This window comes from Balneolaceae bacterium, assembly GCA_034521495.1.
GTDB lineage: Bacteria > Bacteroidota > Rhodothermia > Balneolales > Balneolaceae > Rhodohalobacter.
Window position 1 is genome coordinate 188,617 of sequence record JAXHMK010000010.1, and the last position, 24,866, is coordinate 213,482.

Sequence of the window (24,866 nt, forward strand, 5' to 3'; positions counted from 1 at the left end):
TTTGGAAGCTCTGCTTCTGATAAAATGGTTGGATTGCTGTTATATTGTTATGACGAGTGAATGGAAGCGGAGCTTCAGACCTGGCGTACCGAAGGAGGACCTTCGGTACGAGTAAAAGAAATCCCCTTAGAAGGGGGACTTTTAAAACTCTGAGAGCGAAAAAAAATTACGATTTACATCTATGAACCTATTTAAAAGAATATGGAATTCTTATCGGAGAACTATTATCCGAAACTGCACTGACTTTCAAGCTCCCAGTACGTCATTGGAGTACTGGCAGAACCGGTTGTTTTCGGCTTCGGTGATATTTTTAATTCCATTAAGTGTTGTTGCCGTTGTGCCGGGAATTTATATGGCATATATCACGGATCTTAAGGGCCTGATTGCTGTAGATTTTCTTGCCATATTTACAATACTTGGAATTGCATTCCTTCCGGGTTTAACCGTGTATCATCGAAAATTGATCTTCAATGGAGTTTTGTATGTAACATCGGTGACTCTTCTGCTATACCTGGGCACTGTTGGCCCCGGACTGCTCTATTTGCTTGGCATTACCATTTTTATTGTATTAAGCCTGGATAAAAAATTCGGATACCTGGCCGTTGGCCTAAATACATTGATCTGTATAGTGGTTGGATTTATGCTATATAATGAAATCGGAAATTTTTATATCATGGCAGAGTACGGACTGGGAAGCTGGATCGCCGTCTCTTCAAACCTGGTAATACTAAGCGCAATAACAGTTTTACTCATTCCCATTCTTTTTGAGGGACTTCAGAATGCACTTGTGGAGGAGAATAAGCTCAAATCTGAACTGGAGATTGAACAGAAAATACTGGGAGAGACCTTAGAAGAGCTAAAATCTAAAAACGATGAATTAGAGAGATTTGCCTATACAATTTCGCATGACCTGAAGGAGCCGCTGCGGATGGTTCGAAGTTTTATGGGACTGCTCGATAAGAAGTATGCACCTCAACTCGATGAAAAAGCAAAGAGTTATATTTACTATGCAGTAGACGGCAGCCGCAGGATGACTGAATCTATCGATGATCTTCTGGAGTACTCGCGGATTGGCCGGATGTATACAAATGCGGAGAAGCTGGACCTTAACGAAGTGGTGGAGGATGTTAAAAAGATCTTTTCGGGAGAGCTTGACCGTATGAATGCTGAAATTAATACAGCCAAACTCCCGGTGATAGAGGGCGTCCCCATTACCCTCAAGATGTTATTTCAAAATTTGATCTCCAATGCACTTAAGTACCAGCCGGAAGGAGGAAAACCCAATATTGAAATCGGCTATAAAGAACTCGATTCTCATTGGCAGTTTTTTGTGAAAGACAATGGAATTGGAATTGAGCAGGAGTATAAAGAGGAGATTTTTAGAATATTTCGCCGGCTGCATACCAATGACCAATATTCCGGAACCGGGATGGGGCTGGCCATCTGCAAGAAAATTGTAGAACAACACGGTGGTGAAATTTGGGTCGAATCAGAAGAAGAGGTTGGAAGTACGTTCTTTTTTACGGTTGAGAAATAGATTGGTAAGATCCGCGAAGTCTTTGAAAGACTTCGCGGATCTGGTAAACTGAGAACCTGATATATCTTACTTGAGGCTGTCCAAAAAGGATGTCATTCTGAACTTGATTCAGAATCTCCAGACTTTAACTATGTATGGAGATACCGGATCGGGGTCCGGTATGACAAAATGAGAATATTTGATTTCTCTCACATCCCTTTTGGACAGCCTCACTGCCATTGGAAGCTCTGCTTCTGGTAAAACGTTTACAGAGTATGGAGTACCGATATGCGATTGGAGATATACGGTCTCAGATATACGATCTGAACTTTTTTTAACGTGAGTTCGAGATAAAGATGAATCAACTGATGCCCCCGCCTGGCGCAAGTGTTAAGCGAAGCGTCACTTGTGCCACCTTTTCTTTGTAAAAAGCTTGGCACAAGTGACATCCTCGGCTTACTGATTGTAGAAAGAATTTTCCAGCAAAAGATTATCTAACTTTATTCCAAGTTATACTTTGAAATACCGGATTTAACACTTGCGCCAGTTTGGGGCTTCGATGCCGGTGTACGTGTCCTTAAGGGGGCAATGGGATGAACTCTTGTGCTTCAGAACCAAGGAGGACCTCCGGTACGAGTAAAAGACCAAATGGAAGATATTTATTACCGTCTGCTTTTCACGCCGGTAGGCAGATGCCTTTCGCAAGCTGACGGTATTGGAAGGCAGGAAAAAAGGGCTTTAGCCACATTAAGTTTAGGGCTAAAGCCCTACTAAGGTATCAGATTTTCTGCCGTTGTTTTGTGGTTTATGGAAGGATATTGTTATTTCAGACCATTAATCGTTTTGCCCTCACCCCTTCGCCTCCTCTCACCACGGGAGAGGGCTCTTCCAGCCGCTTGCAGGCTTGCTGATAGGTCGAGGCAGATACCTGGGGTTTCATCTGCCCCACCACCATTGCCGTTTTTAACATCCTGCGGAGTGATCCCAAAAATTCATTGCCTTGACCGGGATACTGATCATTGGCCTGACTGATGGCTTTCAGATGGTGTGCATAACATTTTTGCTGCAGTGGGTTCACATCATCATAAATATTCAGACAATCACTGATCAAGACTCCTTTATAATCGGTGCCGATCACCTGGTGAAGTTCCTCACGCCCGCGACTTCCGGCCACTTTATACAGCGTTTGATCGGGATTTGTAAACACCCATAACCAGCTTTTGGGGCTGCCCATATACCAGGAAGTCTCATCGCAGTGCAGATAATCGGACCCGCGGGCTTGTTCAAGCAACTGCTGATAGGTCTGCTGGCATTTCTGACTCATCCGCCAACACGCATAATGCCATCCGGCCGGGCTGGCCGACAGCCCACAAACCTGCTTCATGACCGCCTGAGTCTTACGTTTGCTCAATCCATACCCATAGTTGAGTTTCAAAGCAATGGCTTTGGCACGCGGACCCAATTGCACTTTCGCCGCTCCCTGCCCATCGGAGGTTTTCAGCGGATGGGTCGATTGAACAGACCCACACTGCGGGCACTGTCCACGATAGGTGGTCAGCTCATATCGGCGAGGGGTAATCGGTGGAATCTCTTCGATAATTTGTTCGATGGGGTGTACATTCCTTACAGGCCCTCCACAGCTCGGACACCCTTCTAATGGAACCTCAATCTGCTCGTCAATACAAGTTGGAGGCTGGCGCCATGTCCCTTCGTGGCCCGCCTTGCGACCCGGTTTGGTCGGTTTGGATACTTTTTTATCCGCTTTCCGCCGAAAAGGGGCTGCCTGACGATGCCCGCTGCGCTGCAACTGCTCGATCTGTTCGGTAAGGGTGGTGATTTGCTTGTTGAGCTGGTCCACCTGCTCAGTCAGTTGACTGATCCGCTCGGCCTTTGGGGAGAGGGCGGAAACAGCGGGCTGAGCCAAGAGAATAGCTTTTTACAATTGCCAGTTCGCTAAACACGTACGAAGCCAACGGTCATAGATATTATCGATACCTTTGGAAGATTAAAAAATTAAAACCCAATTAGATTAACATGCCATTTACAGCAATCAGTAAGTTTGAAGTTCGAAATAATATGGAGGATGAGGTTCGTGAAGCGTTCAAGAACCGTCCTCATTTAGTGGATGATGCCCCGGGTTTTATCGGCCTGCAAGTGCTTTCACCCAAAGAAAATGATGCAGAATTCTGGCTGATTACCCATTGGGATTCTGAAGAACATTTTCACGATTGGCACGATAATCACAGGAGCGAAGCGCACCAGGGAATTCCAAAGGGGTTAAAATTGGTTAAAAGAAGTTGGGAACTTACTTTTTATGACCTGATCACTACTTAGTGTCACTAAGAAAACGACAATCTCTGCGTTCCGCTTGTTCAAAAAATGCTCATGTACACGTAGTACACTGCGCTTTTTTGACCTTCGCGCGCCTTGATCTTGACGTTTTCTTAGGACACTATGAGTTTTCATACAAACACTACTTAAATTGGCTGATATGAATTCAGATCTTAATTTCGAAATTTTACAGCTCGAATCGAACCGGGAAAAACTGGCGGAGAGGATTACGGATCTGCACTTTAAGAATAATCCTGACCTGGAAAAACGATACGGTGAAAAAGGCCGGGATTACTGCTACGAAGATGCACTCTATCATCTCAATTACCTGATTGAATCACTGCGGATTGAAAGTCCCGATATGTTTAATCACTACCTGCAGTGGTCCTGGCATATGTTAAAGGCCCGCGAAATTCCTAAGAATGATCTGTTGCACAACCTGGATTACATGGAAGAAGCCATCAGGCAGGAATTGATGAATGCCGATATGGAAATTTCTATTGAATACATTCGAAAAGGCAAACATTACCTGGAGAACCTGAAGCCGGTCGAAAAACATTATCTGAAGACAGAAGAGCCGTTGTATGAAGAAGCCAAAGAATATCTGAACCTGTTATTAGACAGTAAGCGGCAACAAGCCGGACAATTAATTGATGAACTGGTGAAACAGGATATCCCTGTAAAAGATATTTATGAACACATTTTTCAAACCACACAATACGAGATTGGTGCTCTCTGGCAGCGAAATGAAATTACCGTAGCCCACGAACATTACTGCACAGCTGCCACTCAGTTAATCATGTCGCGTTTATACCCTCTGATCTTCTCGACCCCTAAAAAGGGGCAAAGGATGGTAGCCTGTTCGGTTTCCAGCGAACTGCACGAGATTGGCATACGCATGGTTGCTGATTTCTTTGAAATGGACGGATGGGATACCTATTACATGGGCAGCAATATGCCGGACAATCACCTCATTCAATCCATAAAAGAACACCGGGCGCAGCTTTTGGCCATATCGGTTACTCTGCCCATCCACATTCAAAAAGTAACATCGCTGATAGAAAAAATTCGGAATATGCCGGATATGGATGATCTGAAAATTATGGCAGGCGGTTACCCGTTTTCCATAATCCCCGATCTTCAAAACCGGATGGGTGCAGATGCCACCGCCGTGAATGCACGAAAAGCGATTGAAACCGCCAATCAGATTGTAAACTGAGATGACCGAACTGACTGAACATATCAAAAACGGGATTTACCTGAATTGTAATAAAGAGGGGAGAATCACGGATGTATTGTTTGATGATCTCGATTTGGTAGAAAAAGAAAAACTACCGTTACCATTTGCAGATATTGTTTCGAAAGAAAGCCTGGGAAAAGCCTCCGATTTCTGGGAGGATATTCGAAACCGCGACATTGTATTTGATTACGAATTGTATATCAAAACCGGCAATGAACCCATTCCTCTGAAATTCACGGCTGCGTGGTTCCGCAATAAGATCTGGGTAATTGGTGCCATCCGTAATGAGATGATGGAAAAGATGCTGGATGAGATGATGCTCATCAACAACGAACAGCAGAATCTGATTCGCCAATCTGAGAAGAAACTCAGTGACCTTGAAAAACAGGGAAAACGCCCGCCGATAGATGCATACGAAGAAATTTCGCAGGTAAATAACGAATTGATCAATGCCCAGCGAAAGCTCATCAAACAGAATGAAGAGATTTTAAGACTGAATAATGAGCTGAAGGAAACCAATCAGGAGTTAGAACAATTCGCATATTCGTTATCGCACGATTTAAAAGAGCCTCTCAGGATGATACGATCTTTTATGAGTCTTCTGGAGAAAAATTATGGGCCCGAGTTGGATGAAAGAGCCAAAGAGTATATCCATTATGCTGCAGATGGTGCGGAAAGAATGAATGGATACATTTCTGATCTGCTTGAATATTCCCGAATTGGGCGCAAAAATACTACGGTTGAAAAGATCAGCATCCGGAATGTGCTGGATAAAGTTATCAGGTTACATGCATCCCTTATTGATGAATCAAATGCAGATGTTGAAACAGGTGAAATGCCGACGATAAATTGTCAGCGAGTGCGGATTGAGCAACTGTTTAATAACCTGTTGGGAAATGCTCTCAAATACAGGAAACCGAATGTTGATCCAGTTATAAAAATTGAGGCCAGGGAAGAAGATGACGCCTGGTTATTTTCCGTATCAGATAACGGAAAGGGAATTCCGGAAAATCTGCATTCAGAGATATTCAACTTATTCAGCCGCGGTGAACCCGATAATACTTCCGGATCAGGTATGGGCCTGGCCATTTGTAAAAAAATTGTAGAACAGCATGATGGGAAAATTTGGGTAGAATCTGAGGAAGGAAAAGGAAGTACGTTCTTTTTTACGATTGGGAAATAGATTGGAAAGATCCGCGAAGTCTTTCAGAGACTTCGCGGATCTCGAACATAGAGAAACCAGCAGACCCCGCCAGATTGCGGACAAACCATCGGCTGGCGATTGCAGTTTTCGCCTGCCGAATCATTCGAGATCTACACAAAGTCGGTGAGCCGATGTGGGCTCGGCAGCCGATTTCGTTACGTAAATAGAAATTAAAAATGATGATTATTTTCATTATTTTTCTGCAAAATAAAAATATACAATTACAGGTTTTGCTGCTTGAGTTATAGATTTGTTAGCGGTGTCTTCCGAACAGCTACTCTAATTAAATGGGGCAAAAAAAGAAATCATAAAAATAAGGTAGCTGTATTTATATTTCTAAATACATAAAGCAATAAGAACCATTATGAATCCGGAAGAAATACAGATCCTGCTCGTTGAAGATAACGAAGGAGACATCGTACTGACAAAAGAAGCCTTTGAAGAGGGTAAAATTAAAAACAATATTTCTGTAGTACGAGACGGATGGGAAGCGATCCAGTTTCTTGAGCGGAAAGAAGGGTATGAAGGTGTTCAGTTACCGGACCTGGTGCTGCTGGATATCAACCTGCCAAAATTGAATGGTCATAAAGTGCTCAAACATATCAAAAACCACCCGGATCTGCGTTATATCCCCGTCATAATGCTCACTACATCTTCAGACGAAACGGATGTCATAAAATCGTACGATAATCACTCAAATTGCTACATTACCAAGCCTGTTGATATTAATAATTTTCTAAAAGTGATCTCTTCTATTGAGGATTTCTGGATCTCGATTGTTCAGCTTCCTCCACATAAAATGTAACGAGTATTCCAATGACAGCAATGCAAAAAAATCTCCGGATTCTGGTAATTGAAGATAATCCAGGGGATTTTGTGCTTATTCAGGAGTATCTGACTGAGGGCATGGAGAGTCCTGAAATTGATCGTGCAGATACATTTTCCGAAGCCAAAAAGAAACTCACCAACTCCACACAGTACGATTCTATTTTGCTGGACCTTTCTCTGCCCGATGTGAGTGGTGAAGAACTTGTAAAAAAAATTATATCGCTGGCCGGGAATACTCCGGTTGTGGTTCTGACGGGGTTTGAAAACCAGGAATTCGGGCTGAAAACACTTTCCTGGGGAGTCTCGGATTATCTTCTGAAAGATGAGAGTAACTCTTTTGTGCTTACCAAGGTTGTAACCTACAGTATTGAGAGAAACCGAATTCAGAAGACCGTAAAAACATCTGAAAAAAAATACCGCGATTTCTTCAATTTGAGTCCGATTCCCATGTGGGTATATGAACTGGAAACCCTCCGGTTCTTAGATGTTAACCAGGCAGCCATCGATCAATATGGGTATTCAAGAGAAGAATTTTTGAATATGACCATAGAGGAGATTCGGCCGAAGGAAGAGATCAGTACTCTTTGGGAAATCATAGAATACACAAAAGAAAATGATCTGTCTGTTTGGGAGGGAGAAGTGAAACATCAAAAAAAAGACAAAACAGTCTTCGATGTTCTCATTAAAAGTATTTTAATTGATCATAATGGCAGAGAAGGTGAATTAATCGTTGCCGAAGATATAACCGAACAAAAGTATTACAATCATCTTGAAAAGCTGGAGCGCGATATTCTGGAAAAGAATTCGCTGAATGAGTTGAATATAAAAGAGCTGGTTGAGGAATTTGTTTTAGGAATCGAGAATCTTCATCCCGGAACCCGATGCTCAGTTACAAAAATTGTCAATAACAAGCTGAACGAATTTGCATCTCCGTCACTTCCGGGTGAATTTTTAAAGATGCTGAATGGTGTGGAGATTGGTCCGAATGCCGGATCTTGTGGTACGGCCGCATTTCGGAAAGAGCTGGTAATATCGGAAAATATCTTTAAAGACCCATTATGGAAGAACTATAGATCTCTTGGAGAGAAGTTTAACTTTAGTGCATGTTGGTCTCAACCGGTGTTTAATAATAAGGGAGATGTTGTAGCTACGTTTGCTGTTTATTATGAACGTCCAAATAAGCCGTCTGACCTCGAAATAAATACCGTAGAGCGGGCAGCCCACATATTACGTATTCTGTTTGAAGGTCATGAAAAAGAGATAGCCGAAGAGAAGCTGGCACTCAGCGAGAGCAAATACAAAGCGATTGTACAGGATGGAGCAGAACTGATTGCTATTTTAGATGAGGAGGGAGTGTATAATTATGTATCACCAAATACACTCGAAGTGATGGGGATTCCTCCTGATGAATTTATAGGTGAAAATGTATTTCCATATCTGCATGATGATGACAGGGAACGGATTGAAAAATTACTTGGAACGTTAGATAAAGGTGAAAGAAAACAGATTAAACCTTATCGGTTTAAATTAAAGGATTACAAAGAGTTTTGGATTGAAACAACGGTAACCAATTTGTTAGACAATCCTTCGATTAATGGATACCTGGCAAATTCGAGGAATGTTACGGAACAGATTGAGAGGGAACACAAATTGAAAGAGCTCTCCCTGGTTGCTTCAAAGTCAACGGATATTGTTATTATTACAGATGAAGAAGGATATATAACCTGGGTAAATAAAGCCTTTGAAGAACTGACAGAATATATGCTTGATGAGGCTGTTGGAAGGAAACCGGGGACTTTGCTTCAGGGGCCTGATTCCGATCCCGAAATGGCAGAAAAACTTTCTGAAGCGGTTCATAATCACCAATCCATTGACACCACAATTCTGAATTATTCTAAAAGTGGCGATGAATACTGGATCAATATGAGCATTGACCCCATTTTTGATGACGAGGGAAATTGTACTCATTTCATTGCTATTGAAAGAGATGTAACGAAAGAGATTGAAAAAGAGAAAGAATTGAAAGAGAGCCTGGAACGGTACGATATCGTATCGAAAGCTACCAGCGATACGATTTGGGATCTGAACCTGGAAAACGACCAGATGGTGTACAACAGCAATATTTACACCATGTTTGGTTATAAAGAACAAGAGGTAAAAAATATTGGAAGTTGGTGGAGAGATAAAATTCACCCGGAAGACCTTGAAAAAGTAGAACGTGCACTGGCAAGTGTATTGAAAAAAGGTACAGAACGTTTCCAGATGGAATACCGCTTTAAAACAGCGGATGACACGTATAAATATATTCTTGACCGCGCCTTTGCTCTTAAAGATGAAGAGGGAAAGCCTGTGCGAATCATCGGGGCCATGCAGGATATTACCCGGCAGCGCGAGGAGGAAGAGAGGCTTAAACTTTATGAATCAGTGGTAACCAATACACAAGAGGCTGTCGTAATCATGGAAGCGGAACCTTCTGAACTGCCCGGCAGAAAAATACTATATGTAAATGAAGCTTTTACGGAAATGACGGGGTATGAGAAGGAGGAGGTTTTAGGAAAAACTCCCAGTTTTCTGAATGGTCCGAAAACCGATCAATCATTGAGAGAGAAACTGCGCCATTCAATGAACAAATATGAAACCGTTGAAGTTGAGTTCATTAATTATAAGAAGAGCGGAGAAGAGTTCTGGATAAACATCTCGATGGTTCCAGTAACCAATAATAAAGGAAATTACACGCATTGGGTATCAATCGGGAGAGACGTGACAGCACGGCGAAATTACGAAGAGGAGATTCAAACCTCACTTGCTGAGAAAGAGATGCTTCTTTCAGAAATTCACCATCGGGTGAAGAATAATTTAGCGGTTATTTCGGGTATGATGCAGTTGCAGGCGTTTGAATCGACTAACCCGGAATTACAAGAGAAGCTGTTTGATAGTGTCTTCAGAATTAAAACAATGGCAACCGTTCATGAGCTGCTCTATCAAACAAATAGTTTTTCAAATATTGATTTTACCAAAGCACTTACATCATTAGCCAAAAACGTATCAGATACTCTTGAATCGGATTCCAATGTGGAGATGAAAATCAACAGTATGCCGATTCGACTGAATATTAACCAGGCTATACCGGTTTCATTGATTGTAAATGAAGTGATTACCAATGCTTATAAGCATGCATTTGATAAGCAGAAAACAGGTTTGATTGAAATTGATCTGCAGGAAAAAGATGACCAGGTTGAATTGCATATTTCAGATAACGGGGTTGGCTTGCCAGAACATTTCGATAAAAATGATCTGTCATCTATGGGGCTTAAGCTCATTAATGTACTATCTGAACAAGTTGGTGCAAGCTTTGACTACAATGGCCTTGAAAGGGGAACTCAGTTTTCGATCTTTTTTGAAAAGGCTGAGATAAAAGGAACCGGTAATGTTCATATGGTTTAATCTAAAGTGGTTTAATTCCCCCTTTGAAGGGGGAAGCGAACGAAGAGAGCAGGGGGATGACTATTTGAGTCTTAAATTGATTATATGTTGGTTCTGAAGTATTACACCCCTCCCGGCTAAAGCCGTACTCCCCTCAAGGGGAGATTCATCATCCCCCATTGCCCTCCCGAAGCCACGGGACAGGCTCCTCGAAGGGGGACACTCACCAATATCCGCATACTTTATCAAAGAAATTATGGGTTAGTGGATACCTCGTGGGCTCTGCCCCAAGGTAGTTCATTGTTCAGTTGCGAACCATTTCTATCAACAAAACCCAATCTTCGCCTGGTGCTGATGGAACCGGTCCGGGCTCGATTTCCAATCCGCCTTCCACCGAGATTGATTCACCTTCAAATTCACCACTTCTTGGATTAAACCATCGCAGAGAAATCTCTCCGCTCAGATCACTGAGATCGATGGAACCCGTAGACTCTGATACCGGATAATAAACGGCGTAAATCTCTCCGGGTTTGGCAAAAACCTGTGCTCCCATTTCGGAGGTAACACCATCACCTTCGCCCACTGTTATCGTAGATTCATTTGATACTAAGTGATCCATCGGCTGCATTTCATGAAAAGGGAGATTCTCCTGCATAAACGACCTGGCATACCAGGTATAATCCCAAAGTGCATCTGCCTCCGGCTTTTTAAAACTATCCACTTCAAGAAATCCCTCGAGGATAAATTCAATCTGACCGCCAGACATATAGGTAGGCCACAATTTTTGTTTTCGCTGAAGATCGGCATCATCTATTGGAATCCAGGAACGATTGTCACCAACATCAACAGTAAACTCATCCATCGATGCGGGGATTGGACGGCCGGCTCCTGCTGTAGCGTTGCGAATGGCTTCTGTAACTTGATCAATTCTGCGCTGATTGAGTTGAACGGATGTAGTGCTGAAACGAGAATCTCCATAGATAAAAGCCAACTCTTCAACCGGATCACCTGCGGTATGAACGGTTATCGGGTGATTGTAGGGATCCGTCTGCTGAATATAGGCTGCAAACTCCCGAACCCTTTCAGGCCCTAAATCAAATTTCAGGTTAAATTCTTCGCTTATATTCCATTGAAGAGCAGGGTGGTGGGCAAAACGAGCTATCATCTCCCTGTAGAATAATTTTCGCTCCGTTCCAAGTTCGCCATTATCAAGTTCGCGTTTGTTGGCCTCTTCAGCCTCATTCAAAACAGCATGAAGTGCAATCCCTTTTTCCTGGGCGTATTTTAAAACAGTTTCCCACTGATCAAGTTTGCTAATATCGTAATGCAGGTTATCATTTTCAGGACTGCCGGAGGGATCAGGATTACCAATCCAGGGAAATACATCCTTGCCATCGCCGCCAATGTTTTGAAGCAAAAAATAGATACTGTTCACATTTTTTGATGAGAGATAATTTAAAGCACCAATAATTCCCTTGCCATCACCATCTCCCCAATCCGGATCGCCGGGTTGCCAGTCTTCCACATGGGCTGAATAGGTATGAAGGGCCGGCAGGCTTTCAAGACCATCGTAATTCTGAGTACTTCTCGTGGTATTATCGAAGCCATCGTAAGCCAGAAAATTCTCAGGACTATCCGCTCCTCCCTTTATCCAATAATCTCCATCATTAAATTTTAAATAGTGTTCACCAACATATTCCAGCCGGCCCCATTTGTAGAATCCATCGGCTGCGGAATCAGCGGGAGCCACCTCAAAACTTCCACCTGCACCATCAAAAGATATAGGTTCGCCTGCATCCATTGGATTTACAGCAATTTCTTCACCTTGTAAAAAATGTGCTCTGTAGAACCACGTTCCCGGTGCATCCGGTGAGAAATGGACTCTCCATATATTTCCTGTACCACTGCCGTTACCATCGCCGGCAAAAAATCCCGGTACAAGATATGTATTACCACCTGGGCCAATAAACTCAACTTCAAGACTGTAATCAAGAAAGGGGTTCGGACTACTTTGATGTTCTGAGGCCTGCGGACCTTTAAAATCAACTGTGACTTTATTCCATTTTTCAAGGGTTCCGCTAACTTTGCCGCTGGAACCAGTCTGACAGTTTGCAATTACAACAAGAAGAAAAATTAGAAACAATAACAGGGAAAAATTCTTGAGAGATTTCATATTGAGACTGTGTGTTATGTTTAGAGATCAACATATCATAAGAATATAAAGGTTAAAAACAACCCTGAGTAATGAGAAGTTACCTCTAAAATTATTTCATATGAACTATATGTTATTAATAATCAGATAGTTAACACTTTATATAAATGGAAATATATTTTTTCTTGTTTCACTGCTCTGCTGTGAAACAGAATGCAGGTAGTGCTCTTCTCCACCCTTTATTGGCTTAAACGGGCAGCAGAGCAGCCCAGACTACCATCTCGGAGCAGAGCAACGAGACGAGAGTAAGTTGCAGTTCGTTTTGTAGAGGGCTTTGCAAAACCGTGGTTATTGGTCAATCTGAACTCGATTCAGATTCTCCATTCGTCTTTATAGTCAGTATCTGGAGATCCTGAATCAAGTTCAGGATGACGGTCAGAGTTTTGCAAAGCCTTCTTGTATTAAAAATGGGATAAGTCCTCTTAGTAATATTTAGAAATATGGAATGGTCGAAATTCAACCCGCTATGAAAATGAGGAGAATCGTTTGTCTATCTATTCGCACAAAAATGATGTAAATAGCTTTAATATTGAACCCCATTCGGGGTTTCCATTTTGTTTGTTCTTTGTACCCCAACACGCGTACCTGTTTAGCGATCTGACAGAAAAAAAGCCAATCTATTGGCACAGAACGTTTTTCGCCCTCACCCCTTCGCCCCTCTCCCCGCGGGAGAGGGGTTGGGGGAGAGGGCGAAACGATGAATGGCCTGGAACAAGGAGTTCGCTCGTATTACTGAAAACGTGACGCTTGAAGGACTTTCGCTACGCTCCAGACGCTTCAAGGTCACTTTTCAATCGCTAAACAGATACCCACCCTCCGGTGGATCATGTTCTTGAATAGTTTTGCCGAACTCTTTATCAGCACCTCAAAATGAAAACCTGCCCTGATTAGTTTAAAGCGGTTATTCAGAATAGATATTTAAGAGATTTAAGTATTAAAATATCTTAATAATCACTATATTGAAAGTGTTGGCACAAAGAGAGGCAGTTTTAAATCATAAATCAATTCTAAAAAAGGATGTACAACATGAGTCAAACCGTTCGAATATTGTTAATTGGGGATGACAGCACTGAAAGGGAAAAAATTTCAGACATATTACAAAAACTCTATAGTAACGGCCGTGTTGACCTGATTGATAGTTTCAAAAGTCTAAAAGACTATCAAAACCTGAACGATTTCGATATTATCATCTGTGATTTTAACCTGTCAGATTACAATGGTATTGAAGTTCTCTTTTATGTGAGGGAGCGTGAGCTTCAGTTGCCCTTTATTTTTATATCAGATACAGTATGGGAAGATTCAACAATAGATACTCTGGTGCTGAACGGTGCATCAGATTATGTATCCACGGATAATCTGAAAGAGCTGGAATTTGTGGTAAGGAGAGAGATTAACCGCTACAATCATGTTCGAAATACGAAATTAAAATTACAAGCCACAGAGTATCGTTTTCGTTCGCTGGTTCAGTCAATTAATGGGATTGTTCGGGAAATTGACCTGAAGACACTAAAAAACGTTTATGTGAGTCCACAATCGATGAATATTTTGGGCTACCCGGCATCCGACTGGTTAGAAAACAGGCATTTTTGGCTGGAACAGATTCATCCTAAAGATCGCAATGGGTTGATATCAAAAGTAAATGAGATGATAATTAAAGGGGGTGATCATACCCTGGAATACAGAATGATTAGCTCTCAGGGGGATGTCGTGTGGATCAGGGACTTGCTAACTATACGCGAGGAAAATGGAGAACCGGTTAGTCTTGATGGATTAATGATCGACATCACAAAAGAGAAGGAGATTGAGTACCAGCGCGATTTTGCCATGGAAAGTGAAAAAAGACGCATGAAGGAACAGAAATGTCTTTGGAATATTACCAATCTTAACGAACAGGATTTTACGATTCCCCAGCTTTTACAGCGGACATTAATGCACATTCCAATCGGTTTCCAATTTCCGAAACTGATTGGGGCCCGAATTCAGTATGGAAATGAAGAGTTTTCAACCAGCAATTACGAAGAGACTGACCTATCTATATCGTCCCAAAATCTGAAATTGAAAAATGCTGGCCTCGAAATACAGGTTGTTTATTTAAATAGTGAGCCATTCCATAATGGCACAACACCATTTTTGAGGGATGAAAAACATCTGCTGGATACGATAATTGATATCCTGGCCGTAAAAATTGAAAAAAAACAAAGTGTCGACGATCTGAAGAAGCACGAGCAACTGTTGATAAATACCTATGAGCTGGCTCAGCTTGGAAGGACAATTTAGAGATCATCCATATTATTCAACTGTCCAGGTTTCCGGACCGCGAAGCAGTTCATCAAGATCTCCAACACCTTTTCTCTCAATCACTTCGTTTACCTGTGCATTCACGCCATCATCATAAGTAGGACGATCCACAGCAAACAAAACACCAAAGGGGCGTGGAAAATGATCTTCCGTTTCATCCCGAGGCTGATCAAAGAACCTGGAAAGGAGGTAGGCTTTTGTTTTATCGGTTTCATCATGAACCCAGAGATCGTCTTTGCTGTATTCTCCATCAGCAATAGATACAATTTCAGGCTTTAAACCATCCAGGCGAATTCCTTTATCATCGTCTTTTCCAAAAACAAGCGGTTCGCCATCTTCAAGATAGATCGCTTCGCTCGGGCGTGATTTTTTGTCCGTAAAGAGTTCAAATGCTCCATCGTTAAATACAATGCAGTTCTGATAAATCTCCAGCATGGAAGTACCCTGATGTTCATTTGACCGTTGCAACATCTTTTGAAGGTGTCGTGGATCTCTGTCCATTGTCCGGGCCACAAATGTTCCGTCTGCTCCCATACTTAAAGAAAGAGGGTTGAAAGGATGGTCAACAGACCCATATGGTGTGGATTTAAAGACCGAACCTTCCGGTGAAGTTGGTGAATACTGGCCTTTTGTCAATCCGTAAATCTGGTTATTAAAGAGCAATAAATTTACATTTACATTTCTTCGAAGTAATTGTACGAAATGATTGGCGCCAATGGATAAAGAGTCGCCATCACCGGTAATTATCCATACGCTTAGTTCGGGCCGTGAAACTTTTAAACCTGTGGCAATAGCCGGGGCACGACCATGGATGGAATGCATTCCAAATGTATCCATATAGTAGGGGAAACGGGCGGCACAACCAATCCCGGAGATAAATACAATATCCTTCTTTTCCACGCCGATTTTCGGCATGGTTTTTTGTACTTGTTTTAGAATGGTATAGTCACCACAACCCGGGCACCAGCGGACATCCTGGTCTGAAGAAAAATCTTTCCCGGAGTAATTCATCTCCTCCGGATCTCCATTTCCATTATTAATATGTTTGTCAATTTCTGTGATGAGTGACATTAAGATTCTCCGTTTGTATTGGATGAAATAGAAATAGCGTCGTTAATTTTTCGTTTTAGTTCGTCCACAAAGAAAGGCCGCCCCTTCACTTTGCTGATGCCAACAGCGGATATCATAAATTTATCCCGAATCAGCCGAACCAATTGTCCGCTGTTCATTTCAGGAATAAGAATTTTATCAAAGCTGGAAATAATCTCTTCAAGGTTTTTGGGAAATGGATTCAGGTATTTAATATGAGCATGCGAAATATCCAGTCCCTCGTCCCGAAGTTCTCCAACCGCTGTTCGGATGGCTCCGTACGTAGAACCCCAGCCCAAAACCAGGATTTCTCCTTCATCATTTCCGCTGTCTATGGTTTGAAGTGGAATGTTATCAGCAATTTTTTCGACTTTTTCCTGGCGGATCAGTGTCATTTTCTGGTGATTTTCAGGATCGTAGGAGACATCACCGGTCAGATCTTCTTTTTCGAGTCCGCCAACTCTGTGTTCAATTCCTTTTGTTCCGGGAATGGCCCATCTTCGAACCATCCGATCGTCTCGTTTATAAGGAAGGAACTGATCTGCTTCATCACCAGTTCTGGCTGGCTCAAAAGAAACATGAATTGATTCCAGATCTTTTTGCCGGGGGAAATTCCAGGGTTCCGAACCATTCGCCAGGTATCCATCCGATAGGAAAAATACGGGCACCATATGCTCAAGGGCAATTCGGCATGCTTCAAAAGCAGCGTCAAAACAGTCGGCCGGAGTGGAAGGAGCTACGATAGCCGCCGGACTTTCTCCGTTTCGGCCATACATCGCCTGCATTAAATCGGCTTGTTCTGTTTTGGTTGGCATCCCTGTTGAGGGACCGGCCCGCTGAATATTCAAAATTACGAGTGGGAGTTCCAACATCACTGCCAGCCCGATCGCTTCACCCTTCAGAGCTACTCCGGGACCGGAGCTGCTGGTAACTCCAAGACTTCCGCCAAAGGCTGCACCGATAGCAGAAGAGACAGCTGCAATCTCGTCTTCAGCCTGGAATGTACTCACACCAAAATTTTTTAATTTGGAGAGTTCATGAAGCACATCTGAAGCGGGCGTAATGGGGTAGGAGCCAAAAAAGAGGGGTAAGTTGCCTTGTCTTGTAGCTGAAACCAACCCTAAAACAGTGGCTTTATTTCCGGTGATACTCCGATACTCACCGGGGCCAATTTCTGCTTTGTGGACAGTATATTTTTCAGAAAATATCTCTGCCGTTTCGCCAAAGTGATAGCCTTCTTTCAGTACTTTTATATTGCCAGCGGCAATTTCGGGCTTGTCGGCGAATTTCTCTTCAAGAAACGATATGGTTGATTCAAGAGGCCGGTTGTACATCCAGTAGAGCAGGCCCAGGACAAACATATTTTTCGACCGTTCAACTTCTTTGTAGGATAGATCCGTATCGGATAAACTTTCCTTAGTAATTTTAGAAATATCAATTTCATGAACGGTATATTCGCTCAGAGTACCGTCTTCAAGCGGATTATTTTCTTCGCCGTATTTAGAAAGATTAAGATTTTTTTTATCAAAACCTGCAGTATTGACGATAACCGTTCCGCCTTTTTTTAACATCGAAAGGTTGGCTTTTAAGGCTGCGGAATTCATCGCCACAAGAACATCACAGGCATCGCCGGGTGTTAATATCTCCTTGCTTCCAAAATGTAGTTGAAAAGAGGATACACCGGGAACAGTACCAGCCGGAGCACGAATTTCAGCCGGAAACTCGGGCAGGGTTCGCAGATCATTTCCTTCAAGTGCGGTAGTATTTGTGAATAGAGAACCGGTGAGTTGCATGCCATCGCCGGAATCGCCGGCAAAACGGATGATTACCTGTTCACGTACAAGATTTTGTACATCCATTAGAGTATGTTACGGTATTGAATAGGTAGCATTAAGATAATAACGGATTCGTGTATCCGAAATATATTGAGAAATAAAATACTATGCAGTCTTTAAAGCCATCCTTTTCTTTTAAAATAGAATCCCATAAGAATCGAAAGAATTATCATAACCACCCATGTTGCAGGGTATCCATAATACCAGTTTAATTCCGGCATATTTAAAGGGCTTGTTTCGGGGTTAAAATTCATCCCGTAAATGCCGGCTACAAACGTTAGTGGCATAAAGATAGTGGCTATAATCGTCAGAACTTTCATCACCTCGTTCATGCGATTGCTGAGCCCGGACATGTACATATCGTAGAGGCCAAACACCATCTCCCTGTTGGTTTCAATGATATCAATCACCTGGATCAAATGATCATAAACATCCCTGATAAAGACTTTTACTTCCTCGGAAATAAGAGGAGATTCATCCCGAATGAGCGAGTTCAAACCATCACGAAGAGACCAAACCGACTTTCTGAAATGCACCAGGTTTCGTCGCATCGCATGAATTTTTTGCAGATGTTTCTCTTCCGGTTCTTCAAGAATCATCTCCTCTAACTCTTCAATGGTCTCGCCGATCAAATCCAGGGCGTGATAATAGTGATCGACTATAGTATCGATAAGGGCATATGCAAGATAATCGGGGCCAAGCTTCCTGAGCCGGGTGCCTTCCATTTCCAGCCGTTTAATGATCGGATCGAAAACGGGGTCATCACTCTCCTGGAATGACAGTACATAGTTCTTTCCTAATACAATACTGATCTGTTCTGTCTGCAGATTCGGTGAGTTTCCGTTTTCATTTCTGCTTGTAATCATTCGCATAACTACAAAAACAGCATCGTCATACTCCTCAATTTTAGGGCGCTGAGACATGTTTACGATATCTTCCTGGATCAGCGGATGAAGTTCAAAATAATCCCAGACTGTTCGGAGTTTTTCAACATCATGCAGTCCCTGAATCTGGATCCATGTTTTTGATTCAGACTGCAGGTAAGACTCTGAAGATTCAATTTTATTAATTGGGATGACATCATGATGTTGTTCATCAAAATCATGAACAGTCATCTTAACTTCATCCAGTTTTTGTACTCCTGTATAAACGGCTGTACCAGGTTTTTGTCCCGGCGGTTTATGGTAGGAGCGTTTAAATGGATTTTGAACGATGGTACTTTGAAGTTTTCTGGCTACATTTTTTGCCCGTTCTTTCATAGACTATTTTATTAGATTAGCTAAATGATCTATTCTTTTAAACAACGAACAGATCGTCCAAACGCCTTATTTCCCGCAAATGTATTGCTTCCCTCACCGATTGTTAGTACCTCTCCGCGTTTGTTACTGAATTGATCGGAGGCCCAGTAATTCCCGGATTCACCGCGAAGTTGCAACGAACCATCGAATGATTGCAGGTTTCCGGCAGCATGAAGTTTTAACTTGCTGTTAAATGCAGATGTCCTGTTCCCGTCGCCCATACCGCCTTTGTCAATAGGTGCCGACATGAAAGCACGAAGTTCTTCAACTGTCGGCAATCTCCAGGAATCTCCCAAAAGAATCCGGCAAGGATCATTTTCAATTCTCCATCCCGAATCCTCTATAATTTCATTTGTAGTCCAACTGGGTGTTAAATTCGATCCGTTGTGATAAAAAGCTTGTTTCCGGTTGAATTGAAAATACCAGCCTGCACTGTCATTGCTGTCGTCAACTGAGTTTTCAGGCGGTGCTGATGCCCCCAAATTTACGGCAAGCCAGATCTTATCTCCTCCGGGCCCGTTCCAGTTTGCCTGTACCGTTGGATAGGTGCGCTCATTATAAAGTGTTGCGTTTGAAGGTGTAACACCCTGAACATAACTATGGGATACAAGTTTTGGGCCATCATAATCTCCCAAAAACCATGAGCAGGAAGCGAATACAAAGAGCCCAAAGCCAATAAAAAGTGCATTAAATAATCGTTGCATACGTACTATCAGAAACTATTCTAAAAATTTCTTTAAAATAGGCAGATCGCAGGTGAAATCACAGATTCCTGAAAATATTCATACATCTGTGCAAAACGTATAAAATCCCTTTCAGGGGTTTGAGTTTTCCCTCTAATAAATATCTTCTTATAAGAGGGCTTTGCAAAACCGTGGTTACTGGTCAATCTGAACTCGATTCAGATTCTCCATTCGTTTTTATAGCCTGTATCTGGAGATCCTGAATCAAGTTCAGGATGACGGTCAGAGTTTTGCAAAGCCTTCTATAAAGATGTAGAAGACAGATCTGTTCTCTTTTTTAAATGTTTTGGACAGTTTTGCTCTGTTATAATTCTTATTCTGTCTATTAACGCATTTACCGGTTATCCTAAAAGTGTCCTTGAAGCGTCTGAAGCAAGCGTCACGTCTTCTTATAGCAAATACCCAAAAAGGACGCTTCCCGCGATCGATCACTTTGGGGAAGGACCTTTAACCGGTAAGCGGAAATTTGTGTAAAACGGTGATAAGTAATAAAATTGATTCAGTATGTATCAGAAAAAAAATTATATAGAAGAAGATGATTCAGCTATTTTTGATTTTATAAATGAGCATCCGTTTGCCACATTTGTACTGAAAGGAGATCGATTACTGGGGACACATATCCCGGTTTTAACTGAAGGAGATTCCAACCAATTCAGGCTATTTGGGCATATTTCGAATCATTTTAACGAACAAAAAGAATATTTGACCGATGATGCAGAAGCATTGCTGATATTTCATGGGCCAAACGCCTACATCTCATCATCCTGGTATGAAAAGAAAAGCATTAGTACGTGGGATTATTCAGCAGTTCATGTGAACGCCCGAATTAAAGTACAAACAGATCAGGAGCTTGAGAGATCACTGGAAAAATTGGTCCATCATTTTGAAAAGAATCAGGAAAAACCTCTCTATTACGATAAGATTCCCGAAAAAAAGATTGAGAATCAGTTCCCTCATATCACCGGATTCTGGGCTGATCCGTTTCATATCGAGGCGGTTGCAAAACTACACCAGGGATATAAGAAGGAAGATGTTGAATCCACAATCAGGCATTTGGAAAAACAGGATGCCCCTGAAGCCCAACGATTAGCTGAATTGATGAGAAAGGAGCATAAGAAATCCGGTTAACCTCAGATCCGCGAAGTTTCTGTACATGTTTAGCGGTTTGAGTCAAACAACCTGACAGAGCACCGCGCTTTTCGGTTCCTGTCAGAGTTGTGGGATAAGGCATTCCCCTCAAAAACCGACCCACGCGACTCTGGCAGGAGCTATCGCACTCTGCCAGGACGCTAAACAGATACAAGTTTCTAAAACTTCGCGGATCTTCAAGATATCATCACTTCTCCGACTTTCTTTTCCTATTTTTCAGATATCCATACAAAAATTCATCTTAACTATTACTTGTAACATTATGCGTACCAATTGGCTTTCTCTGTTTCTCGTACTTTGTCTCTTACCTTTATTCTCAAATGCCCAACCACATCCTGACCAAGTCTATGAACCGGACTTTCTCCCATTTTCAGTTTGGTACAGCGGGGGCGATGCACGGGCTCCGATGCTTTCTGAGATTACTCCGGAATCAGAGGAACAATGGCGGGAAGATCTCCAACAGATTAAAGATTTGGGGTTCAATACCGTGCGGACTTGGGTAGAATGGCAGCGGGTTGAGCCGAGAGAAGGGGAGTATCATTTTGAAAATTTGCGTTTGCTGATGAGGCTGGCGGATGAGGTGGGTCTGAAAGTTTTTATCCAGGTGTATGCGGATTCAGCTCCTGAGTGGCTTGGGAGGCAATATTCGGATGCAAAGTTTACAACTCAGAGCGGTGTTCAAGTAGAACCCCAAGCGGCCCCGGGGTATTGTGTGGATCATGCCGGAGTGCATGAGGCGATGATGAATTTTTATACAGAGACTGCCAAAGTTGCCAACGAATACGACAACTTTTACGGCTGGGATCTGTGGAGTGAACCGCACATCATCAACTGGTCGAATATTGATTATGTTCAGAATGCACAGTTCTGTTACTGCAGTTATACACAGGAGAGATTTCGAAACTGGCTGAGGGATAAATACGATTCGCTGGAACATTTGAATACTGCATGGCATCGAAGTTTTAACTCATGGAATCAGGTCAGCCCTCCGCGATTCAGCACCATTTTGAGCTATACAGATTACATTGACTGGAAGACATTTATTTATGAGAAATTACAGCAGGATCTGGCGGATCGATACAATGCAGTTCGCCGGGCCGATATGACCAATGTAATTACCTCTCATGCAGCTGTTTCGTCGATTATCATTTCGCCGCATATGGGATTAGGTGCTACGGACGATTTCCTGATGGCTGATGCTGTGGATTATTACGGAGTGTCGATCTATCCGAAACACAATCACCCTGAACGGCACTGGCCGGCCTGGCGTGTGATGAACATGATGGATTTCTCCCGAAGTGCCAATATCGACAATAATGGCTGGTATGTTGGTGAGATGCAAGCCGGGAAAGGGACAATTGCACTGCTTGTTGGTGATCCTGTGACGCCTGGCGATCACAACGTTTGGGCGTGGACAGCGATCTCAAAAGGAGCCAGGGGAGTGAATATTTATGCCTATCACCCGATGTCATCCGGGTATGAATCGGGCGGATACGGATTGATCAACCAGGATGGCAGCCTGACGGATAGAGCTTATAATGTTGGTGAAATTGCTCAAACCGTAACGGAGAACATGGATCTGTTTTTGAAATCCAAACCGGTTCCCGCGGAAGTAGCGATTGTGTATAATCCTCTGTCTCAGATGGTGGGCGGTGCACAGCGTCGATCCGATTATCCCGGAGGACATCATGATTCTTTGATCGGATACTACCGCGTGTTTGCTGAGAATAACATACCGGTTGATTTTATCCATCGACAGGATCTGGCAAATAAAGATCTTTCACAGTATAAACTGGTAATTTTACCCTGGTCAATGATGCTGACCGATGATGCTTCTGACGGGCTTAAACAGTTTGTAGAGGAGGGCGGTTATGCTGTAGCTGAGGCTCGAACGGCGTGGAATGATGAAAGAGGATATGCCTCCGAACGAATTCCGGGAATGGGACTGGCCGAAGTGTTCGGCGTGTACGAAGACCAGGTTTGGATGCGCGAAGAGGATCTGGATTTCCCGGTGATCGATCGGCAGCATCCAGCAACTCAACTACTTCAGGCCGGACGAAATCTGACCGGAACTCTCTATGGAAGTAGCTTTAAACCCTATTCAGGATCAGAAATCCAGATCCTTGGTACGTTTGGCATGACAGGAAAACCGGCCATCACCGTTCACAAATATGGGGAAGGCGAAGCGATGATGATTGGAACCTTCTTAGGATTAGCGAACTATCCGGATCTCAAAGAAGGAAACTCATCATTTATAAAAGGACTGGCGGATTGGGCTGACGTTGAACGAAAAGTCACAAGTTCTCACGACGGCAGCGACTCTGCTATTGTGGATATCCAACTCCAGGAAAATGAGGGTGGCTATTTGCTGTTTGCCATCAATCATGCTGAAACGGAAGAAGTGGTGAGTATTTTCTTACAGGTTGATGAGGACGGAAGTTATTCTTTGATAGAGCTTACCCACGAGAAAGAATCAACTCTGGAAGCGGAAGATGGAGTTTTGGTGATTGAGACAAATCTGCCTGGACGAGATGCGAGAGTTTGGGAAATAGAGAAATAATTCTACCTTTGAGTGGAGTCTACGATTTATCGGTGGGGGTGTAATTCCTCTTGGCTACTCGACTCCAGGAATATTTTCTCACAGATTTGCTTAAATGAATAACAGAGTTTCGCTGATCAGTGAGATTTATTGAAGGAGTTTTAAGAGCTTTTAAAATAGACTATAGCCTGAACAATTATCCAATGATTTTTCACAGATTAGATTTACAGATTCATAAGGGGAGATTTTAACGATTAAATCATAAACTATTTTTGCAGTAATTCCCAGAATCCTCTTGGTGAGATAATCTTGAGCTTTGAAACGTTTTTTGAGATATCCAAAAGGTCTTTATCACCTGTAACTAATATATCAGCTTTTGCCTTTATAGCTGATTCCAATACCCATCGGTCATCTTCATCTCTGACATGTATCCGGGAAGGTTCGTCCGGGATCGGTTCTATATAATGTTTGCGAAGAAATTGAATAACAGCGGCAACTTTATTTTCAGGAACATTAAGCTTTTTGGTCAGCACTCGTTGTAGTTCTTGCAGTACAAATTCACCCGTCATTAATTGGTGATCTGCAAGGATTACTTTAAGCAGATCCGCACAAAGTCCTCTTGCCGTGAAAGCGCTGACCAGAACATTTGTGTCAGCAAAAATCTTCATGTGATTTCACTAAAAACATCTTCATCTGTCAGCCATCCCTGTGCTTCGCCATAGGGTAGAAGTTCTTTTCGCAACTGCTGAAATGATTCGATGTTTAATTGTCGTTTTAAAGCCTGTCTGACCAACTCACTTTTAGACCGGCCGGATCGTCTTGCTGATTCTTCAAGAAGTTGTTCTAACTCTTTGTCAATTCTAATTGTGAGAGTTGTATCCATAGCAATATTTTTACTTTACTGTGTTGCAATGTAATACAATTAAAACGATGGGACAATTATAATCGTATGTTGATTGAGCAATTCGGTCTCGATTCTGATAACAGGAGAGTAAAACACATTGCTGTCATCGAGACCAATTCCCTGTGCAAGATATTTGAATTTTGGAGCTTAGATAATATTCTACACTCGTGGGAGGTGTGTTCACGTATTCGAAGCAAACCACCCCACGCTAATCTACTAAAAGCAGTTTAACTTTACCCACCCAAAAGGGAAAATTA

17 protein-coding genes are annotated in these 24,866 nt (G+C 42.5%); 9 read left to right on the plus strand and 8 right to left on the minus strand.

Features of this window, described 5'->3' with window-relative positions:
- The first annotated feature begins 181 nt into the window (after nt 1–181).
- Nucleotides 182–1,537 carry an ATP-binding protein gene (locus tag U5K72_09640; protein ID MDZ7719064.1) on the plus strand — a complete coding sequence of 452 codons (1,356 nt, stop codon included), beginning with the start codon at nt 182–184 and terminating at the stop codon, nt 1,535–1,537.
- An 805-nt stretch (nt 1,538–2,342) separates the two neighbouring features.
- Here U5K72_09640 and U5K72_09645 read toward each other — a convergent pair.
- Nucleotides 2,343–3,440 (minus strand): transposase, encoded by a 1,098-nt coding sequence (locus U5K72_09645; protein MDZ7719065.1) that lies wholly within the window; start codon nt 3,438–3,440, stop codon nt 2,343–2,345.
- 110 nt (nt 3,441–3,550) lie between these two features.
- Here U5K72_09645 and U5K72_09650 point away from each other — a divergent pair, with 110 nt between their 5' ends.
- The 5 genes from U5K72_09650 to U5K72_09670 all read left to right on the plus strand — a co-directional run bounded on the left by U5K72_09650 (nt 3,551) and on the right by U5K72_09670 (nt 10,563).
- Complete coding sequence (locus U5K72_09650; protein MDZ7719066.1) at nt 3,551–3,850, plus strand: antibiotic biosynthesis monooxygenase; 300 nt, start codon at nt 3,551–3,553, stop codon at nt 3,848–3,850.
- A gap of 157 nt (nt 3,851–4,007) precedes the next feature.
- Nucleotides 4,008–5,066, plus strand: a complete 1,059-nt coding sequence (locus tag U5K72_09655) for a cobalamin-dependent protein (protein MDZ7719067.1) — start codon at nt 4,008–4,010, stop codon at nt 5,064–5,066.
- 1 nt (nt 5,067) lies between these two features.
- Nucleotides 5,068–6,270 carry an ATP-binding protein gene (locus U5K72_09660; GenBank protein ID MDZ7719068.1) on the plus strand — a complete coding sequence of 401 codons (1,203 nt, stop codon included), beginning with the start codon at nt 5,068–5,070 and terminating at the stop codon, nt 6,268–6,270.
- 385 nt (nt 6,271–6,655) lie between these two features.
- Nucleotides 6,656–7,096 carry a response regulator gene (locus tag U5K72_09665; protein MDZ7719069.1) on the plus strand — a complete coding sequence of 147 codons (441 nt, stop codon included), beginning with the start codon at nt 6,656–6,658 and terminating at the stop codon, nt 7,094–7,096.
- Between the two features lie 11 nt (nt 7,097–7,107).
- Nucleotides 7,108–10,563, plus strand: a complete 3,456-nt coding sequence (locus U5K72_09670; GenBank protein MDZ7719070.1) for a PAS domain S-box protein — start codon at nt 7,108–7,110, stop codon at nt 10,561–10,563.
- Nucleotides 10,564–10,846: 283 nt separating this feature from the next.
- Here the strand turns inward: U5K72_09670 and U5K72_09675 are convergent, their stop codons facing one another.
- Complete coding sequence (locus tag U5K72_09675; GenBank protein MDZ7719071.1) at nt 10,847–12,715, minus strand: DUF5060 domain-containing protein; 1,869 nt, start codon at nt 12,713–12,715, stop codon at nt 10,847–10,849.
- Between the two features lie 1,065 nt (nt 12,716–13,780).
- Here U5K72_09675 and U5K72_09680 point away from each other — a divergent pair.
- Nucleotides 13,781–15,031 (plus strand): PAS domain-containing protein, encoded by a 1,251-nt coding sequence (locus tag U5K72_09680; protein MDZ7719072.1) that lies wholly within the window; start codon nt 13,781–13,783, stop codon nt 15,029–15,031.
- Between the two features lie 12 nt (nt 15,032–15,043).
- Here the strand turns inward: U5K72_09680 and U5K72_09685 are convergent, their stop codons facing one another.
- The 4 genes from U5K72_09685 to U5K72_09700 all read right to left on the minus strand — a co-directional run bounded on the left by U5K72_09685 (nt 15,044) and on the right by U5K72_09700 (nt 19,978).
- A complete protein-coding gene (locus U5K72_09685) occupies nt 15,044–16,123 on the minus strand; it encodes a 2-oxoacid:ferredoxin oxidoreductase subunit beta (protein ID MDZ7719073.1) in 1,080 nt (359 codons plus the stop codon).
- On the minus strand, nt 16,123–18,000 hold the full coding sequence (locus tag U5K72_09690; GenBank protein MDZ7719074.1) for a 2-oxoacid:acceptor oxidoreductase subunit alpha: 1,878 nt from the start codon (nt 17,998–18,000) through the stop codon (nt 16,123–16,125). The genes U5K72_09685 and U5K72_09690 overlap by 1 nt, the downstream gene beginning before the upstream one ends.
- Nucleotides 18,001–18,092: 92 nt before the next feature.
- Nucleotides 18,093–19,235 carry a magnesium/cobalt transporter CorA gene (gene corA, locus U5K72_09695; protein MDZ7719075.1) on the minus strand — a complete coding sequence of 381 codons (1,143 nt, stop codon included), beginning with the start codon at nt 19,233–19,235 and terminating at the stop codon, nt 18,093–18,095.
- Between the two features lie 29 nt (nt 19,236–19,264).
- Nucleotides 19,265–19,978, minus strand: coding sequence for a hypothetical protein (locus tag U5K72_09700; protein MDZ7719076.1), 714 nt, complete (start codon nt 19,976–19,978; stop codon nt 19,265–19,267).
- A 543-nt stretch (nt 19,979–20,521) separates the two neighbouring features.
- Here U5K72_09700 and U5K72_09705 point away from each other — a divergent pair.
- The gene (locus U5K72_09705; GenBank protein ID MDZ7719077.1) at nt 20,522–21,145 is read left to right on the plus strand and encodes an FMN-binding negative transcriptional regulator; all 624 of its coding nucleotides are present in this window, start codon (nt 20,522–20,524) and stop codon (nt 21,143–21,145) included.
- 283 nt (nt 21,146–21,428) lie between these two features.
- Nucleotides 21,429–23,726, plus strand: a complete 2,298-nt coding sequence (locus U5K72_09710) for a beta-galactosidase (protein ID MDZ7719078.1) — start codon at nt 21,429–21,431, stop codon at nt 23,724–23,726.
- Between the two features lie 245 nt (nt 23,727–23,971).
- Here the strand turns inward: U5K72_09710 and U5K72_09715 are convergent, their stop codons facing one another.
- Nucleotides 23,972–24,373 carry a putative toxin-antitoxin system toxin component, PIN family gene (locus tag U5K72_09715; protein MDZ7719079.1) on the minus strand — a complete coding sequence of 134 codons (402 nt, stop codon included), beginning with the start codon at nt 24,371–24,373 and terminating at the stop codon, nt 23,972–23,974.
- Nucleotides 24,370–24,588: a type II toxin-antitoxin system VapB family antitoxin gene (locus tag U5K72_09720; GenBank protein MDZ7719080.1), complete on the minus strand. Its 219-nt coding sequence runs from the start codon at nt 24,586–24,588 to the stop codon at nt 24,370–24,372. Before U5K72_09720 ends, U5K72_09715 begins: the two co-directional genes overlap by 4 nt.
- Nucleotides 24,589–24,866: the final 278 nt, after the last annotated feature.

Bases quoted from the DNA above. Each gene is read 5' to 3' on its own strand.
- U5K72_09640 (MDZ7719064.1), top strand. From the start codon at position 182: ATGAACCTATTTAAAAGAATATGGAATTCTTATCGGAGAACTATTATC.
- U5K72_09650 (MDZ7719066.1), top strand. From the start codon at position 3,551: ATGCCATTTACAGCAATCAGTAAGTTTGAAGTTCGAAATAATATGGAG.
- U5K72_09655 (MDZ7719067.1), top strand. From the start codon at position 4,008: ATGAATTCAGATCTTAATTTCGAAATTTTACAGCTCGAATCGAACCGG.
- U5K72_09660 (MDZ7719068.1), top strand. From the start codon at position 5,068: ATGACCGAACTGACTGAACATATCAAAAACGGGATTTACCTGAATTGT.
- U5K72_09665 (MDZ7719069.1), top strand. From the start codon at position 6,656: ATGAATCCGGAAGAAATACAGATCCTGCTCGTTGAAGATAACGAAGGA.
- U5K72_09670 (MDZ7719070.1), top strand. From the start codon at position 7,108: ATGACAGCAATGCAAAAAAATCTCCGGATTCTGGTAATTGAAGATAAT.
- U5K72_09675 (MDZ7719071.1), bottom strand. From the start codon at position 12,715: ATGAAATCTCTCAAGAATTTTTCCCTGTTATTGTTTCTAATTTTTCTT.
- U5K72_09680 (MDZ7719072.1), top strand. From the start codon at position 13,781: ATGAGTCAAACCGTTCGAATATTGTTAATTGGGGATGACAGCACTGAA.
- U5K72_09685 (MDZ7719073.1), bottom strand. From the start codon at position 16,123: ATGTCACTCATCACAGAAATTGACAAACATATTAATAATGGAAATGGA.
- U5K72_09690 (MDZ7719074.1), bottom strand. From the start codon at position 18,000: ATGGATGTACAAAATCTTGTACGTGAACAGGTAATCATCCGTTTTGCC.
- corA (MDZ7719075.1), bottom strand. From the start codon at position 19,235: ATGAAAGAACGGGCAAAAAATGTAGCCAGAAAACTTCAAAGTACCATC.
- U5K72_09700 (MDZ7719076.1), bottom strand. From the start codon at position 19,978: ATGCAACGATTATTTAATGCACTTTTTATTGGCTTTGGGCTCTTTGTA.
- U5K72_09705 (MDZ7719077.1), top strand. From the start codon at position 20,522: ATGTATCAGAAAAAAAATTATATAGAAGAAGATGATTCAGCTATTTTT.
- U5K72_09710 (MDZ7719078.1), top strand. From the start codon at position 21,429: ATGCGTACCAATTGGCTTTCTCTGTTTCTCGTACTTTGTCTCTTACCT.
- U5K72_09715 (MDZ7719079.1), bottom strand. From the start codon at position 24,373: ATGAAGATTTTTGCTGACACAAATGTTCTGGTCAGCGCTTTCACGGCA.
- U5K72_09720 (MDZ7719080.1), bottom strand. From the start codon at position 24,588: ATGGATACAACTCTCACAATTAGAATTGACAAAGAGTTAGAACAACTT.